Below are 17,246 nucleotides of genomic sequence, written 5' to 3' on the forward strand. Positions count from 1 at the left end.
GGCGGGCATCGACTACCGCTACCTGGACCCGTTCATCATGATGGACCACATGGGCGAGGTGGACTACGCCGCCGGCGAGCCCAAGGGCACCCACTGGCACCCGCACCGCGGCTTCGAGACGGTGACCTACCTGATCGAGGGCCAGTTCATCCACCAGGACACCCACGGCGGTGGCGGCGTCATCACCGAGGGCTCCACCCAGTGGATGACGGCCGGTGCCGGGCTGCTGCACATCGAGACCCCGCCGGAGAAGCTGGTCGAGGAGGGCGGGCTGTTCCACGGCTTCCAGCTGTGGGTGAACCTGCCGGCCAAGGACAAGTTCCTGGCCCCCAACTACCAGGGCATCGAGGCCGCCAACATCACCCTGCTGGCCAGCGCCGACGGCGGCTCGCTGCTGCGGGTGATCGCCGGCGAGGTGGACGGACACCGCGGCCCGGGCTCGACGCACACCCCGATCACCCTGTTGCACGCCTCGGTCGCGGCCGGCAGCCAGCTGTCGCTGCCGTGGCAGCCGACCTACAACGCGCTCGGCTACGTGCTGGCCGGCTCCGGCACGGTCGGCCCGCAGGGCCAGCCGATCCATGCCGGGCAGCTCGCGGTGTTCGGCCCCGGTGACCGGATCACTGTCTCGGCCGACGCCCGCCAGGACAGCCGGACCAGCTCGCTGGAGGTCATCCTGCTGGGCGGCGAGCCGATCCGGGAGCCGATGGTGCACTACGGCCCGTTCGTGATGAACACCCGCGCGGAGTTGCAGCAGGCGCTGACCGACTACCAGGCCGGCCGGCTGGGCGTCATCCCGCCGAACGCGATCATGCCGCACGTGCCGCGCGGCCAGCGCAGCCCGCTGGAGGACTGACCGACGGGGAGGTGCCCGCGAGCGGAATATCGAGCGGTCGCCAGGACGACGCCTGGATATCACACACGCGAGAGAGCGGGGCGGTGGCTACGGCCACCGCCCCGCTTTGTCAGCCCGGCACCGACACCGAGCGGCAGCCGAGGGTTGCGGTGCTGCCGATGCCGTAGATGTTGCGGGCGTAGGCGCACACCTGGTGCACTCCGGGCGTGGCTCGCATCAGCACCGCGAAGCCGTGTGCCGAACCCCAGCGCGGATAGCGCGTGGCGATGTCGGACCGCGGCTGGTTGGCCCAGATGCCGACCTGGCCACCCGGCTGCTCGTACACCGCCACCGGCACCGCCCCGGTGCTGGTGTCCGGGTCGAGGGCCCAGCCGGTGACCAGGATGCCCTGCCCGGACGGCACCACCGAGTCCAGGTGCCCGATCGGGGTGCCGCTGACCGCCACCGTCCGGCACCCCAGCAGCACGGTGGCGCCGGCGCCGGCGGCGTTCAGCGCCCGCACGCACACGGTGTGCCGGCCCGGACTCGCGTTCAGCGTCAACCGGTAACCGTGGTTGTTGCCATAACCCGGATGGGTGCGGCCGACGTCCTCGCGGAGGCTGTCGGCCCGTACCGTGATCACCTTGCTGTCCAGCTGGACGGTCACCGAGGTCGGCCCCGAGGTGTCCGGGTCGATCGCCCAGCCCCGGATGAAGACCGCCGCCAGCTGCGGCACCACGTTGTCCAGGCTGCCCACCGGGTTGCCGGTGCGGATCGGCACGCCCCGCGAGGCGGCCAGCCGCTGCCGCTCGCTCGCGGTCGGCCAGGCGTTAGGGCGGCAGCCCTGCAGCGAGATGGACTGCTGCTGCATCACCGGCGCCAGCTGGCCTGAACCGCCGCAGAACGCGTGGCCGAAGCCGAGCCAGTGACCGGTCTCGTGGTTGACCACCAGGTTGCGGTAGCTGGCCAGCGAGGCTCCGTAGGCGTTCCAGGACGGCGAGGCGTTCAGCCAGCGGGTCTCGTTGATGATGACGTTGCGGCCGACCCGGCAGGAGTAGGTGCTGTCGCAGGGCGAGCCGAAGCCGGGCACCCGGCTGGCGGCGGCCAGCCAGAGCGTGAAGTTCCCGCCGGAGGCGACCCGGCGGAAGGCGATCGAGCCGCCGAGGTTCCAGCCCCGCGGGTCGGCGTAGGTGCTCGCCGCGGCGGCCGCGAACGATTCCAGGCTGCTGCTGTTGGCCAGCCCGCGCACCTCGTAGGTGTAGACGATCTGGGGCGCGGCCGTTGCCGCTGCCGACGGCTGGCTGAACCCGAGGAGGCAGCCGGCTGCACAGAGCAGGGCCGCAGCCAGGGCACGGATGGGCTGACGGTGCATCGGACACTCCTGCCGCCTGGGTGGGGATGGCCGCGATGCTGCCAGCCGGACCTCCGCACGGCCGGCGAACGGGGCCCGGCGTTGCCAATCCGTTGCCCTGGCGGTGTGGAATACCGAGTGGTCGCCGGAGCGCTGCCCGGGCGTGATATCGAGCGGTCGCTGGAACGGTCCCGGATATTCCACAGAACAGGAACAGTGCGGCGGGGCTCAGGGCGCCGGGCTAGAACAGCGCGTTGGCCAGCTCCCGGCGGGCCGGCGGCACCCGGGGGTCGTCCGGGCCGAGCAGGTCGAAGTACTCCACCAGCCGGTCGCGGACCGGCGTCCGGTCGTCCCCGCGCAGCCGCCGCACCAGCCCGATCAGCCGGCTGAACGCCGCCTCGACCTGGTTGTCGGCGAGCTCGGCGTCGGCGGCGGCCAGCTGGGCCGGCACGTCGTCGGGCTTGAGCACCGCCTGGTGCAGCACGTCCGCCGGCAGCACCGCCAGCCGGCGCAGCAGCTCCACCTGCCGCAGCGCCAGCTGTGCCAGCGCGTTGGCGGGCTCGGCGTTCAGGATCGCCTGGTAACGCTCGGCCGCCAGGTCGAAATCGCCGGCCTGCAGCGCGTCCTCGGCGGCGGTGAACCGCTCGTCCTCCGGCGGCTCGGGGGCCGCCGCCGCACCAGCCGGCCCAGCACCGTCGCCCGTCGGCCCGGACAGTCCCGCCTGGCTCGCCGCCTGCAGCAGCGCGGCCAGGAACTCGCGCACCTGCGGCTCGGGCAGCGCCCCCTGGAAGCCCGGCACCAGCTGGCCGCCGATCACCGCGAAGACCGTCGGGATGCTCTGCACCTGCAGCATCTGGGCGATCCGTTGGTTGGCGTCCACGTCCACCTTGGCCAGCACCCAGCTGCCGCCGGCCTCGTTGGCCAGCCGCTCCAGCAGCGGCGAGAGCTGCTTGCACGGCTGGCACCAGTCCGCCCACAGGTCCAGCAGCACCGGGACCTGGAACGAGCGGTCCAACACCTCGGACTGGAAGTTCGCCTCGGTGGCGTCGATGACGTACTCGCCGCCGGCCGGCGGCGGGGCGCTGGCGGCGCGGGCCGCCGCCTCGGACCGGGCCTTCACGGCGGCAAGGTCGATCGCGCCGCTCATCGCCGCGAGCGCGGCAGGCGACGGAGCGGGCGGGGCGGAACGGGCAGGGCGAGAACCAGGACGCATGAGAACTATTTTTCCAGACGGTCAATGGCCGGGCAGCACCCCGGCTGCCCGGCCCACCGGCAACAGCGAACCGATCAGAACCGGGCGGGTTCCCGGTACTCCCCCCACAACGGCTTGAACGCGTTGCAGATCTCGCCCAGGGTGGCCTCGGCACGCACCGCGTCCAGCATCGCCGGCACGGTGTTCTGGTCGCGGACGGCGGCCGCGACCATCCGCTCTAGCGCCTCGGTGACGGCCTGCTCGTCCCGGGTGGCGCGGCGGCTGGCCACCAGCTCGCGCTGCTCCAGCTCCACCTCGTGGGACACCCGCAGGATCTCCAGCGGCTCGCCGTACTCGCCCTGGTGGACGTTGACGCCGACCACCCGCTTGTCGCCCTTCTCCAGCGCCACCTGGTAGCGGAACGCCGACTCGGCGATCTCGCCGGTGAACCAGCCGTCCTCGATGCCGCGCAGCAGGCCGGCGGTCATGGTGCCGTCGCCGCCCATCTCCTTGATCTGGGCGAAGATCTTCTCGGCCTCGGCCTCGATCTTGTCGGTCAGCGCCTCGACGTACCAGGAGCCGCCGAGCGGGTCGGCGACGTTGAGCACGCCGATCTCCTCGGCGATCACCTGCTGGGTGCGCAGCGCGATCTGGGCGGACTTGTCGGTGGGCAGCGCCAGCACCTCGTCCAAGGCGTTGGTGTGCAGCGAGTTGGTGCCGCCCAGCACCGCGGCCAGCGCCTCGATGGCGGTCCGGACGATGTTGTTCTCCGGCTGCTGGGCGGTCAGCGACACCCCGGCGGTCTGGGTGTGGAAACGCAGCCACTGCGCCTTCTCGGTCTTGGCGCCGTAGACGTCGCGCATCCAGCGCGCCCAGATCCGGCGGGCCGCCCGGAACTTGGCGATCTCTTCGAAGAAGTCCAGGTGGGCGTCGAAGAAGAACGACAGGCCCGGGGCGAAGGTCTCGATGTCGAGCCCGCGGGCCAGCCCCAGCTCGACGTAGCCGAACCCGTCGGCCAGGGTGAAGGCCAGCTCCTGCGCGGCGGTCGCCCCGGCCTCGCGGATGTGGTAGCCGGAGACCGACAGCGGCTTGTAGGCCGGGATCTTCTCGGCGACGAACTCCATCAGGTCACCGATCAGCTTCAGGTGCGGCTCCGGTGGGTAGATCCATTCCTTCTGGGCGATGTACTCCTTGAAGATGTCGGTCTGCAGGGTGCCGTTGAGCCGGGAGATGTCCGCGCCCTGCCGCTCGGCGGCCACCACGTACATGCAGAAGACCGGCACCGCCGGGCCGGAGATGGTCATCGAGGTGGTGACCGCGTCCAGGTCGATGCCCTCGAAGAGCACGTCCATGTCGGCGGCCGAATCGATCGCCACGCCGCAGTGCCCGACCTCGCCGATCGAGCGCGGGTCGTCGGAGTCCCGGCCCATCAGGGTGGGCATGTCGAAGGCCACCGACAGCCCGCCGCCCCCGGAGGCCAGGATCATCTTGTAGCGCTCGTTGGTCTGCTTGGCATTGCCGAAGCCGGCGAACTGCCGGATGGTCCAGGGCTTGCCCCGGTACCCGGAGGCGTACAGGCCGCGGGTGTACGGGTACTCCCCCGGCCAGCCGATCCGCTCCAGCCGCTCGTCGGAGCTGCCCTCCGGCGGGCCGTAGACCGGCTCCACCTCGACGCCGGACAGGGTGGTGAAGTCGCGCTCGGCGATCCGGGACTTCTCGTAGCGCTGCTGCCAGCGGGCCCGGCCCGCGTCGATCTGCTCGGCATCCATGCGTCGATGCTACTAGGACGTCCGACTATATGCTAGGACGTCCTAGTAGTTAGCGTCACAGCCCGCAAGCCGTTTCATGCCTTGGGGCTGGCCGTCGTCCAGTCCTCGTCGGCCCAGGTCACCGTCGAGGGCACTTTGCGCTGGTAGTCCGGCAGCGCCGCCACCCGGGCCCGCACGCTGGCATGGCACTGCGCGTTGGCCGGCAGCGGGCGGCGCCGGTAGGTGAGCAGGCCCCACACCCGGCCCATCCGGTGGATGGTTCCCTTGGCGTTGTCGTCGCTGACGGTGCAGTGCTGGGCGTAGGCGTCCGGCCGCAGGAACAGCCCGCTTTCCAGCCCCCCGTCCACCACCCACTTCAGCGAGATCTGGGGCAGCCGGGGGTCGTCGTCGAAGGTCCCGCCGACGTCGGAGTGCACGCCCGCGAACCAGGCCTCCTCCAGGTGCGGGATCGGCGGCTTGTCCCGCGGGGCGACGAGGTATTCCTGGTAGGGCCGGCGCTTCTCGTCGATCGACACCGCGTGGCGGATGCGCCGCGCATTGGGCAGCTGCCGCGTCCACAGCCAGTGCAGGTCGCCCCAGCGCAGGAAACCGGCCGCCTTCACCGAGTCCCAGATGCCGAGGTACTCGACCGGAACGGCGATCTGGCCGTCCACCCGGCGCGAGAACGTCGCGGCGAAGTCCCGCAGCTGCTTCCAGTCGTCGTCGCTGAGGTCCTTGCTCTGCGCGTAGACGCCGATGGCATAGGGAATCAGGTTCTCGGTGCCGGGCCGCAGCAGCCCGATCTGGTTGAGCAGCCCGGCGAGCGCCCGTGCGGTATAGGCCCCCCGGCTGAAGCCGAACAGGAACAGCCGGTCGCCGGCCTCGAAGTTGTGCAGCAGGTAGGTGTACGCCTCGCCGAGGTTGGTCTTCAGCCCGGTTCCGAACGCCAGGCCGGTCAGGCGGGACGCCCGTTGCGTCCACGGGGTCCAAGCTCCGCCGGCGCTGAAGGTGCCCACCCCCGGGTCGTAGTACGCGACCTGCCGGCCGGGGTCGCTCAGGTCGAGCATCTGGAACAGCTTCACGACATTCGTGTTGCCTTTGGCCTTCAGCTGGTTGCCGGTGCCGTCGAGGCACACCACCACGTTCTTGGCCACGGTGTTCCCTCTCTCGAAGCAGACTCTTGCAGCGGACTCTGGTAGCGGACGGACGGGTCAACGAGACGGCAGCCGGGGCGGCACGACGTCCGGGGACAGCTCCTCGCTCGCCACCACCCTGGGTGCGTCGGCGAGCGCGCCCAGGGCGTGCCGGACCGGGCCGAGCGAGCCGCGCGCGGCGACCGCCACCTCGACCGGGCCGGCGATGCCGTGGATCGCACGCACCAGCTCCCACTCGGCCTCGGCGCGAGCGGTCCCCTCCCCCGTGAGCGCCTGCTCCAGCTCCGGAGGAAGCACGACCGTGCCGAGCGGCCGCTCGGGCAGGCCGGCCTGCCACGCCTCGTCGTTCATCCGCTTGCGGACGTGCGAGGCCAGCTGCTCGGCGTCCCCGTGAGCCCGCCCGGTCACCGTGCCGTCCAGGTCGGCGATGCGGAATCCGCCGGGGCGGGCGCCGGCGTCGATGTCGAGCAGCAGCCACATGATGCGGGTCTGGTTGCGCACGCTGTCCTGATTGCGCACCAGGCACCGCAGGCAGGCCGTCAACCGCGCATCGTTGAATACGACGCTCGACACCGCGGCCAGGTCGGGCATGATGTCGAGCAGCTGGTCCCAGGCGGCCGACACGTCCGACAACCGGACGAAGCACGCGGCGGACTCGGTGAAGGCGGCCTGCAGCCACCGGAGCACGAGCGGCCAGCTGTCCAGGCCGGGATCGCCAGTACAGCTGAGGTGATTGAGCATCACCCGGGGTGCCACCTGGTCGGAGACCGGGCGGATGCGCAGGTCGGGAAGCTGGACGCCCCACTGGCCGAAGAGCGCCGATCGAACCGTGTCGAAGCCGTCGGCCAGCTCGGGATCCCGGCGGCGCAGCACCTCCTCGCTGACCTGGAGGTCCAGCACCCGCGGCGCGGCCACCTCGAGCAGCACCTCGGCGAGCTCCTCAGGCGTGTCGCATCCGGCCACTTCCGGCGGAGGGGTGAAGCCGGGCGGGATGCCCAGCCGCACGCCGTTGCCGAGCAGGTACGCCGGAAGGCCCAGGTAGAGGTGCGCGCGGCGGTCGTGGCACGCCGACTGCCACCGCCTGGCGTGCCAGGCCACGTCCGCCTCGTCGAGCACCAGCGCCAGCCGCCGGCGCACCACCTCGTCGATCCGGTGCTCGAGTGCCTCGTCGTACTCGCGTCCCCCGTCGGCGGAGCCGGGCAGGTCGCAGAGCGCGAGCGGCCTGCCGCGTACCGAGATCTCGACGGTCGGGCCGAGCGCACCGGTCGCCTGCACGCCCACGTCGAGCTTGCGGTCGATCCCTAGCTCCCGGGTGCGGTGCTCGAGGATTCGGCTGACCGCTTCTCCGAGTACCTCGCACCGGGTGTCGGACGAGCCGGCCGGCAGCCGGACCTCCACGACGAGCCGGTCCAGATGCAGCGGCGCCGGCGGGCCGGCCTCCGCCAGCTCCTGCCGGAACCGCAGCCACCGGCCCCGCAGCCGGTCCCGGATCACCTCGGTCACGGCAGCTCATCCGTTCCCACCACCGGCAGCAACGGCCGCTCGGCGGCGAGCAGGCGCCAGGCGAACGGGCGTACCCGGCCGTCGTCGACGCTGATCACCTGCACCCCCGCGGCTGCCTGCTGCTTCCGCCACGCGGACAGGTCCGCCACCAGCGCGCGGACCTGATCCCGCGGCAGCTCCCAGGTGCCGGGAGCCGACTCGCTCAGGCCGGCGGCGATCCGGTCCTGCAGGCCACGCTCCAGCGGTACCGGCTCCGCTCCGGCGCCTCCGGTGAGAACCGCCGGGTCGAGCCGGCGCCGCACGGTGCGCAGGGTGGTGGCCAGCGAGGCCGGCCCGGCCGCCCGGAACGCTTCCAGGATCGCGTCCCGGTCGCCGATCGGCACCTCCTCGACCAGCAGCGCCCGCAACACCCGGGCCAGCCGGACCCGATCCACCGGGTCCGGAGGCAGCCACGGATCGCCGTCGGAGTCCTCGGCGGCACTCCAGCCCGCTGCCCACAGCTCGACGTCGTCCACCCCGATCCACCGGAACAGGTGGGGCAGCAACGCCTGCTCGAAATGCCGCATGATCGCCGCGACCGCGCCGTCACCGGGGAGCACCGACGCCTCACCGGCCGTCCGCTCGTGCACCGTCTCGCGAATGCCTTCCGCCGGCAGCGAGGTGTCCAGGTAGACCTTCACCCCGGGAATGCGCACCCCGGTACGTTGCAGGATGCCTTCCCGCAGCGGCGGAAACCCGCTCGTGAACTCCGGCATACCGATCAACGCCGCGTGCGCCGGACCGAGGGCGAGACCGATGGGCCGGGTGAGGGGCGTGACGTCCTGCGCGGGAATGCGCGTCCGGCTGGTGCGGAAGAGCCGCTCGTACGGCAGCTGCTCGGCACACCCGAGCAGCGCGGCGCGGTCGGCAGCCGGCAGCGCCGGATCGGCGGCGACGGCCCGCAGGCCGTCCTGGTGCGTCCAGGCGGTGGCCGGGGTGCGCGCGAACCGGTCGAACGCCTCCTCCAGGGCGCTCGCGTCGCTGCCCGCGAGCCACTTCGCCGCCTCGGGGTCGCCCGGCCCGGCCAGCTCCAGCGTGCTGAGCCCCAGCCGCGCGCGCAACGCCGCGCGCTCGGCGGACAACGCGGGAAGCCGCTCGGCCTGGGCGTGCAGCTCCAGCCAGCGCCGCCGCGCCCCGGGCAGGTCGCCGTCGGCCAGCAGGGCATCGGCCGCGGCGGCCTGCTCGGCCACGATCCTGCTCGCCGCCGCCGCGGTCTCCGGCACGGCTGCCGCTATGACCGGATCGGTATAGGTGCGCAGTGCCTCCTCGGGATCGGCGCCCGGCCGGCGGGCCCTGGCCAGGCGTACCGGGATCTTCTCCTCCGGCCGCCGGCGCCGAAGCAGCTCCTCGACGCGCTGCTCGATCCGCACCGCGGCCTGGTCCAGCACCGCCGACACCGCCTCCTGGTGCGGCTTGGCAGTCACCGCTGCCCGGAGCAGTGGAAGTTCCACGGTGTCGATGTGCCGCAGCTCGTCGGCCAGGCAGTGCGCGTCGATGGCACCGAGCAGCAGCGCCGCGCCGCGCTCGACGTCGTCGCCGGCAGGATCCCCCCGGCTCAGCAGGGCCTGCCCGAGGTCGGCCGCCCGCAGCGGGTGCTGTGGAGCCAGCTGGTGCAGCTCGGCCATGATCGCGATCGCCTCGGAGACCAGGCCCAGCCGGTAGCCGGCCCAGCCGAGGGTGGACCGGCTCCGGACGGCGTCCCCGCGGTCCCACAGTGCCTGGAACTCCCGCCGCTCCGCCTCCGCGGCGCCGAGGTGGCTGTAGCCGACGCCGAGCGCGAAATGCCGGGTCTCCTCGTCGAGTCCGGGGTCCGCGAACGCAGTGAGCGCCGCGTCGAGGTTTCCCAGGCGGAGGTAGGCGGTTCCCTGCGCGAGCAGGACGGGCTGCGAGCCGGGCCAGCTCGCGAGGTGCTCGGCGGCGCAGTCGATCACCTCGTCGTAGCGCCCGACATCCATCAGCGTCCACAGGTGCTGGGCGGTCAGGAACTCCACCGACCGGTCGAGCGCCATGCCCTGCTCGGCTGCCTCGACGGCCTCGGCGAGGAATCCGTGCCTGCGCAACAGCACGCTGAGGAAGGCGTAACCCAGGGTGTAGCCCGGATCGAGGAGCAGCGCCCGCTCGAGCAGCAGCTCGGAATCCGCCGTGCCGTCCAGGGCGTCGGCCGCGAGAGCGGCGCTGCCGAAGACCCAGGCCTGCTCGGCCGTTGGATCCGCCTTCCGCAGGCCCTCCTCGAGGACGGCCAGGGCCTCGGCCATCCGCTCGCGGTGGACGACCTCGTCGATGTCGACGGCGCTGAACCGCAGGGATTCGCCGTACAGCCAGCAGTACTCGGCGTTGTCCGGATCGTTGCGGTAGGCCTTGCGGTACAGCTCGATCGCGCGATCCGAGCCGATGGCCGAGTACCGGTCGGCCGCGGCTCGGTAGGCCGCGGCGGCCTCGGGCAGCCGGCCACGCAATTCGAGCAGGACGGCCTTGTCCCACAGCGCCCGCCGCTCGGCGTACTCGGAGTTGCCGACCATGCCGGCCTCCACCGCACGGTCGTACAGCGTCAGCGCCTCGTCGTCCTCGCGGTTGGCGGCTACCCGGGCCAGGGCCCACAACAGGTTGCCGGGCACCTCGCGCAACAGGCAGGAGCGGCCGGCCTCGTCCGGGAAGCGGGCGGCGGCGGCGCCGTAGCACTCGTCGGCCTGGGCGTAGTCGGCCTGGGCAGCCGCCAGCCGGCCCGCCGCGATCAGGCGGTCGCACCCCGCTTCGTCCGGGTCGAGGGGATCGCCGAGCAGGTAGCCGGAGTCGTCGATCCGGCCGAGGGCGAGATAGGCCTCGGCTACCGAGACCTTGGCCAGCGCGGTCAAGGCCGGGTCGGCGGAGGCGTGGCGGGAGGCACGCACCGCCGACTCCGCGCACTCGAGCGCGCCGGCCGAGTCGTCGCCGAACCGGCGCAGGTAGCGCGACCTGAGCACCAGCATCCGCACCCGGGTCGCCGGTGGCACGCGTTCCGCGGTGCCCATCGTCCGCACCGCCGCGGCCAGCTCCGAGGTCCAGGGCGGGTCGAGGCCGGCAGAGATGGTGCCGACCAGCTCGTGCAGGTCCGGCTCGCCTGCCATCGGGGCCGGCAGCACCGCGAGGTCCTGCGCCCGGCCGAGCCGGTCGGCGGCCAGCGCCTGCGACCACGCGTCCAGCCACAGCGCGGTCCGCCCTTCGGACGTGGGAGTCTCGGCCAGCCTGCGCTCGACATCGGCCAGCCACGCCGGGCCCAGTGGTTCGGCCAGCGCTTCGGCCGCCTCGGCGCGCCGGCCACGCTGGTAGATGTCGTCGAGGATCCGTTCCACGCTGCGCAGCTCGTCCCGGATCTTGGACAGGGACGTCAACGCCGCGGCCGGATCGCGTTTCTTCAGCGAGCGCAGCCGGATCCTGGTCAGCGCCCGGGTGGTCAGCGGGAGCTCGGCCAGCCGGCGCTCGCCCTCTTCCAGCGCTTGCTGCATGTCCAGCAGGCGCACGTCGGGCCCCGGGCTGCTCATGCCGGCTCCGTTCCTTCGAAACGCTTGCGCAGCACCTGCAGCAGGCGCTGGCACATCAGGTCCGCCTCCGGATCGTTGGCGAACTGCCGGCGCTGGAACCGGATGGCCCGCTTGACCTTGTACAGCGTCTCCGGGTCGGTTCCCTCCGGCCAGTGGGTGCCGTCCAGCCACTCCTGCAGCGCGTCGACGGCCGTCGACCCGGATTCCTCGTAGATCTTGTCGAGCTCGTCGAGCAGGAACCGCTTCAGGCTGATCGGTGCCGGAGTGGCGCGGTGCTGCTCACCGGGCAGGCTGGACGGGATCACGCCGGCCCTGGGCTGCCCCGAGTCACTGGCGACCCGGCGCCGGACGAGGCTGCCGTCCACCATGGACTGCATGAACAGCACCGGGATGCCGAACTGGCGGGCCTGGGCGGGCTCGACGCCGTTCTGGCGGAGGTCGTAGCGGGCCAGTTGGACGGCGTCGCCGACGTTCTTGCCCTCCGCCAGGCGTTCGTAGAACGTCTGGACGAACGACCAACAGTTTTGCGGTTGCATCGGGTACTGCATCGCGAGAACCGCGGGAATGCCCGCCATGATGAAAGCCGGAGCGACCTGCTCGAGATGTTCAGTGACCTCGTCGTCGGAATCGCACAGGTGCAGCACCACCAGTTGCGGCAGGTTGCTGCCGTCGCGGGTCAGGACCTCGACCACGCCCTCCGCCTCGGTCCATCTCTGGTTGCCACCCACGTACAGCTCCGGGGTCTTCGCGGCCGAGGACAGCCGGCACAGGCTGATCAGGTGCACGACGTCGACCGGGCCCGGGTTCGGCCCGGTCTTGAAGGCGGCCAGGCGCCTGCCGACCTCCGCGGCATTCCAGCCGTCGATGTAGTCAGCCTCGATGACCACGTCGGGAACGGCCGTGGGGTTCTCCTCGGTCTGGCCGCGCGTGAGCAGCGCCGTCCGCAGGTTCTCCACCCCGGCACGCTCGTCGGAATACCGTCCCTCCACCGGCAGGCTGAGCACGAAAAGCACCCGGACCCGCCCGTCGGCGGGCCGGAAAGCCTGCTTGACCAGCCCCAGGTCCGGCAGGTACCGGTCCAGCACCAGGTTGGTCTCGGTGGCGAGCAGGAAGGCCGCCTGCGGCGGCGGGCCGGGAAACCGGATGAACTCCCACGGCAGTGCCGCGAGGTCGGTCGCATCCCTGCCGAAGCTCATCCGTACCCGGATCGTGGTCGGCCGGACATCGCGGTCGACCCGGCGCACGATGCGGCGTGCCTCGATGATCTTCTGACCGACCCTGCCGTCCGCGAAGGCCAGGTTCCACAGGTGGTTGCCGAGAATCGTGAAGGTGTCCGGCACCAGCAGCCGGGTGCTGGCCCCGCTCATCCGGGCGATCCACTCCCACCGCTTGAGCCATTCCTCGAGCAGCAGGATCGTGTCGAGGTGGGACCTGTCGATCCTGCCCTCGAGATCCTGGTTCAACCTGCCCGGCTCGTCGTAGCTGCACCGGACCTCGTCCCCTATCAGCTTGATCCGGAACTCGTAGCAGTCGGTGCCGGTACCCATGGCTCACTGCACCGGCGCCGGGCGGTCGAGCAGCGCGTGCTCGTTCTGCAGGTACACCACCGGGACGCCCACCAGGCGGGGGTCGGCCGGGTCGCTGAACCGGAGGATCTTCCAGCGCGCCTCCTGGGCAGCCGTGTCGAGATCGGCGCCGCGGGCCAGCTGGTCGTACAGGCAGGTGCTGAAGAGGATCGCCGTCTCGTTGGTCACCGGGTACTGCATCGCGATGACCGACTGGGTGCCGTTTCGCACCAGCTGCGGCGCCATGCCTGCGAAGCTGGCCGAGTAGTCGGCGACCCCGCCCTCGCAGCTGTGCAGGACGACGGCCCGGGGCGCGGCACCGTTGCGGGTGAGCAGCTCGGAGAACGTCCGGTCGTCGACCCACCTTAGGCCGTCGTCGGGATCGGTGAGCGCGACGGCCGCTTCGCTCGATGCCGCGTCGAAGCGGCCGTGTCCCATGAAGTGGACCAGGTGCTGGGGCCGCCCGGCCACGTTCATCGCCTCGTTCAGCGAGGCGATGGTCGGCTGCCGCAACACGGTCAGGGTGAAGCCCAGCCCGTCCGAGGTACGGGTGATCTCGTCCAGGACGTCCTGGTAGTCCACCGGTCCCAGCCGGGGATCGGCGGGCATGCTGATGACGACCAGGACGTTGAGGTGCTCCAGCGGCGGGAAGGGCTGCTGGCCCTCCTCGGTCGGGATGTAGCGGGACAGGATCAGCCCCTTCTCGGCGGCCAGGTAGGCGCCGCGCCGTCCTGCCCGTTCGGGGCGGTAGAGGTATTCCCACGGGATCGCCGACAGCGCCGCGAACGGGCCCTCGGCCGGGAAGACGAGCTCGACGCGGACGGTGCCCTCGGCCTGGTCGATGACCGCCTGCACCCAGTCCCAGACGGCTCGGTCGGGGAACAGGCAGCGGAACAGCAGGCTGCCGAAGGCCTTGATCTCCCGCTCGCGCCAGTACCGCTCGCGCAGCGCCAGCCACTCCATGAACAGCCGGACGAGCTCGGCGTCGAGGCCGGCAAGCCCGACGGTGGTAGTCGGCGACCGGCCGTGGTTGTCCCACCGTTCGGCCTGCACGACGCCGTTGGCGTCGACGCTCACCTGGATTCGCACGTCAGCTTCCCTTCCGCCGCGGGCAGTACGACCCGGACGCCGGCCGAGCCGGGCTCGGGGTAGCGCGCCCGAGTGCCGAAGGTGTCCAGGAGTGCCTGGTCGTCCCAGGCCCGGTTGCGCGGGTTGTCGTAGTTGAACACCAGCTCACCGGTCGGCCGGCCGTGCTGGACGATGGTCGCCACGGCGGTGTCGTCGGGATGGTTGAAGTAGCTGCCGTCGGTCGAGATCAGGTAGTGGTCGGCCGGCACCAGCCGGGCGATGGCGGCATCGATGTTCTTGGCGCTGCCGTGGTGCGGGATCTTGAACACGTCGACGGGCAACGTCGCGCCGCCGCGCTGGTCGAGCAGCCGCTGCACGGCCAGCCGCAGCGCCGCTGGCGTGGCATCGCCGGTCAGGAGTGCGCTGCGATCGCGCCATTCCAGCAGCAGCACGATGCTGCTGCCGTTCGCCACCCGGGTGTCGTTGCCCCGCCGCTGCTCTGCGAACCTGGCGACGTCGGGCGTCGAACCGGCGGAGAGGTAGGCGCTCGCCGGCACCAGTTTCGGCCTGGCGCGCAGCGCGGCGAGCGCGGCGGCGGTCGAGCCGACCGGCAGGTCCGCGGCCAGGCACACCTCGAGCCAGGTGTCGTGCAAGCGATGCAGCTGGGTCAGGTCCGGCCCCAGCACGGTGACCCGCAGGCCGGCGGGAAACCCGACACACCGCGGGGTCTCGCCGTCGCGGGCCAGCACGGCCTCGCCGCCGAACGCGCGGTTCCACGGCAGCCGCCGCTCGGCGATCAGGGCGCCGAGGATCTCCCCCTGGACGGGACCGAGCGTGCCGCTGGTGAGCTGGGGTGCGCCGTTGTACCAGACCTCGCCGATCTCGAGGCCGAGCTCGCTGTCGTTCACGAGCAGGATCGTTCCCTCGACGTGATCGGCGTCGATGTGGGTCAGCACCAGCAGGTCGACGGCAGTGACCGACCGCGCCTGCAACTGCGCTGCGATGTCCTGGTAGGCGAAGGCCGGTCCGGCATCGACGAGCAGGTGGTGCCGGTCGGCCGGGGTCCCCCAGCTGACGAGGATGCAGTCGCCGTGCCGGGCCGGAAGCAGTTCGACCGTGAGATCTGCTGCGGGCATGGTCGCCGATGTCTCCACCGCAACCCCCGAACCGCCGCGCTGCGGCGGCGAGCGCTGCAGCGGGCTCCCCCGTAAGGCGGCACGAAACCACCTCGTCAAGCTAAGGCCGGCGAGTATCTCACGATCGGCGCGTAGCGGACAAGCCTCGTTTCGACGTCAATCTTCGTCCGGACGGGCGGCAGGCGCTCCTCCGGTGCTCCTCCGGTGCTCGTCCTAGCCGGCCGCCCCGGTCAGCTCGGCGACCTGCTCGTCGGTCAGCCGGAGCCCGGCCGCGCCGACGTTCTCCTCCAGGTGGCTCACCTTCGAGGTTCCCGGGATCGGCAGGGTCACCGGCGAGGTGGCCAGCAGCCAGGCCAGCGCCACCTGCGACGGGCTCGCGCCGGTGGCCTGCACGACGTGGTCCACCGGGCCGCCGGGCTTGGCCAGGTCGCCGGCCGCGATCGGGTACCACGGGATGAAGCCGACGCCCTGCGCCTCGCAGTAGCGCAGCACGTCCTCGGACTGGCGGTTGGTCAGGTTGTAGAGGTTCTGCACGGTGGCGATCTCGGCGAGGCCGCGGGCCTCCTCCAGCTGCGCCACGCTCACCTCCGACAGGCCGATGGCGCCGATCTTGCCCTCGTCCCGCAGCGCCGTCAGCTCGCCGAGCTGGTCGGCCAGCGGCACCTCGGCGTCGATCCGGTGCAGCTGGAACAGCTCGATCCGCTCCAGCTTGAGCCGGCGCAGCGAGAGCTCCGCCTGCTGACGCAGGTACGCCGGCCGCCCCACCGGCCTCCACTGGTCCGGGCCCTGCCGGGTGAGTCCGGCCTTGGTGGCGATCAGCAGGCCGTCCGGGTACGGGTGCAGCGCCTCGGCGATGATCTCCTCGCTGACGCCCGGGCCGTAGGAGTCGGCGGTGTCGAGAAAGTCGACGCCGAGCTCCACCGCGCGGCGCAGCACCGCGACGCACTCGGCCCGGTCGGCGGGCTCTCCCCAGATGCCCGGGCCGGTCAGGCGCATCGCGCCGAATCCCAGCCGGTGCACGGTGCGGCCCGCGATCGAGAAGGTTCCGGATGCCTCGGCGGTGACGGTGCGGTCTGCTGACACGTTCTCTCCCGTGCTCGTGGTGGTCTGCTGCTTCCTCTGCTGCTTCTCTTCGCGACAACTGCCGGGCCCGGCCGGTCATTCCGGGGCGGGTGGGCGTGCCGGCCCGGAACGCAACTTCCAGCCTGCCGTCCGGGCTCCGCCTGACGATCCGGGGCGTGGCTGGAGAATGTCGGCATGACCACTCCCCCGGTCCGCCCGCCCGCCCTGCGGCCGGGCGACACCGTCGCCGTCGTGTCGCTGTCCTCGGGCGGGGCCGCGGCGTTTCCGCACCGCTACGCCACCGGCAAGCGGCAGCTGGCCGAGACGTTCGGGTTGCGGGTGATCGACGCGCCGCACGCCACCCGGGACTCCGACTGGCTGCGGGACAACCCGGCCGCCCGGGCCGACGACCTGCACTGGGCGCTGACCAATCCGGACGTGCACGGCATCGTGTCGACGATCGGCGGCCACCACGCGCTGCGGATGGTCCCCTACCTGGACTACGGCCTGATCGCCGCGCATCCCAAGGTGTTCACCGGCTACTCCGACACCACCATCAACCACCTCGCCTTCGGCCGGGCCGGGGTCGGCTCGTTCTACGGCATGGCAGTGCTCAGCACCGCAGCCGAGAACGGCGGCATCGCCACCTTCTCGGCCGACTCGTTCCGGGCCACCGTGATGTCCGCCGAGCCGATCGGCGACCTCGCCCCGGCGCCGGTCTGGACCGAGGAGCAGCTGGACTGGTTCCGCCCGGAGCTGCAGGACCGGCCCCGGCGCTGGGTGCCCAACTACGGCTGGCTGTGGTTGCAGGGCAGCGAGCCGGTGCAGGGCCCGCTGATCGGCGGCTGCCTGGAGGTGCTGGCGATGGCGGTGGGCACCGAGGTCTGGCCGGAGCTGACCGACTTCGACGGTGCGGTGCTGCACCTGGAGCTCTCCAACGAGCGGCCGCCGCAGCTGCAGGTGCGGGCGTGGCTGCGCCAGTTCGTTGCGCTCGGCATCGTGGCGCGGCTGTCGGCCCTGCTGTTCTCCCGGCCGGAGGGGATGTCGCTGCGCGAGACGCTGGCCCTGTACGAGG

General features: G+C 71.9%; 12 protein-coding genes. 2 read left to right on the top strand and 10 right to left on the bottom strand.

What is annotated here, in order from left to right; genetic code table 11:
* Positions 1 to 856 (top strand): pirin family protein (locus VLJ82_RS06760; protein WP_408662566.1); only part of this gene is annotated, 856 nt, incomplete at its 5' end.
* A 109-nt stretch (positions 857 to 965) separates the two neighbouring features.
* Here VLJ82_RS06760 and VLJ82_RS06765 read toward each other — a convergent pair.
* From VLJ82_RS06765 to VLJ82_RS06810, 10 genes are all read right to left on the bottom strand, one after another.
* The gene (locus VLJ82_RS06765; protein ID WP_408662567.1) at positions 966 to 2,207 is read right to left on the bottom strand and encodes a DUF3152 domain-containing protein; all 1,242 of its coding nucleotides are present in this window, start codon (positions 2,205 to 2,207) and stop codon (positions 966 to 968) included.
* A gap of 220 nt (positions 2,208 to 2,427) precedes the next feature.
* Positions 2,428 to 3,333 (bottom strand): tetratricopeptide repeat protein, encoded by a 906-nt coding sequence (locus VLJ82_RS06770; protein ID WP_408662568.1) that lies wholly within the window; start codon positions 3,331 to 3,333, stop codon positions 2,428 to 2,430.
* A gap of 140 nt (positions 3,334 to 3,473) precedes the next feature.
* Complete coding sequence (locus tag VLJ82_RS06775; RefSeq protein WP_408662569.1) at positions 3,474 to 5,147, bottom strand: acyl-CoA mutase large subunit family protein; 1,674 nt, start codon at positions 5,145 to 5,147, stop codon at positions 3,474 to 3,476.
* Positions 5,148 to 5,221: 74 nt separating this feature from the next.
* On the bottom strand, positions 5,222 to 6,280 hold the full coding sequence (locus VLJ82_RS06780; protein WP_408662570.1) for a DUF2235 domain-containing protein: 1,059 nt from the start codon (positions 6,278 to 6,280) through the stop codon (positions 5,222 to 5,224).
* Positions 6,281 to 6,337: 57 nt separating this feature from the next.
* Positions 6,338 to 7,783: a hypothetical protein gene (locus tag VLJ82_RS06785; protein WP_408662571.1), complete on the bottom strand. Its 1,446-nt coding sequence runs from the start codon at positions 7,781 to 7,783 to the stop codon at positions 6,338 to 6,340.
* Positions 7,780 to 11,340, bottom strand: a complete 3,561-nt coding sequence (locus tag VLJ82_RS06790) for an FHIPEP family type III secretion protein (protein ID WP_408662572.1) — start codon at positions 11,338 to 11,340, stop codon at positions 7,780 to 7,782. Before VLJ82_RS06790 ends, VLJ82_RS06785 begins: the two co-directional genes overlap by 4 nt.
* Entirely contained in the window at positions 11,337 to 12,887 is a 1,551-nt protein-coding gene (locus VLJ82_RS06795; RefSeq protein WP_408662573.1) for a CHAT domain-containing protein, read from the bottom strand. Before VLJ82_RS06795 ends, VLJ82_RS06790 begins: the two co-directional genes overlap by 4 nt.
* Positions 12,888 to 12,890: 3 nt before the next feature.
* A complete protein-coding gene (locus VLJ82_RS06800; protein ID WP_408662574.1) occupies positions 12,891 to 13,994 on the bottom strand; it encodes a CHAT domain-containing protein in 1,104 nt (367 codons plus the stop codon).
* Positions 13,979 to 15,109 (bottom strand): ComEC/Rec2 family competence protein, encoded by a 1,131-nt coding sequence (locus VLJ82_RS06805; RefSeq protein ID WP_408662575.1) that lies wholly within the window; start codon positions 15,107 to 15,109, stop codon positions 13,979 to 13,981. Before VLJ82_RS06805 ends, VLJ82_RS06800 begins: the two co-directional genes overlap by 16 nt.
* A 213-nt stretch (positions 15,110 to 15,322) precedes the next feature.
* Positions 15,323 to 16,192, bottom strand: coding sequence for an aldo/keto reductase (locus VLJ82_RS06810; protein ID WP_408662576.1), 870 nt, complete (start codon positions 16,190 to 16,192; stop codon positions 15,323 to 15,325).
* A 174-nt stretch (positions 16,193 to 16,366) separates the two neighbouring features.
* On the opposite strand from VLJ82_RS06810, the gene VLJ82_RS06815 reads away from it, so the two are divergent.
* A partial coding sequence (locus tag VLJ82_RS06815) for a S66 family peptidase (protein WP_408662577.1) occupies positions 16,367 to 17,246 on the top strand: 880 nt, incomplete at its 3' end.

It is taken from the genome of Jatrophihabitans sp. (assembly GCF_035474675.1).
Taxonomy (GTDB): domain Bacteria; phylum Actinomycetota; class Actinomycetes; order Mycobacteriales; family Jatrophihabitantaceae; genus Jatrophihabitans_A.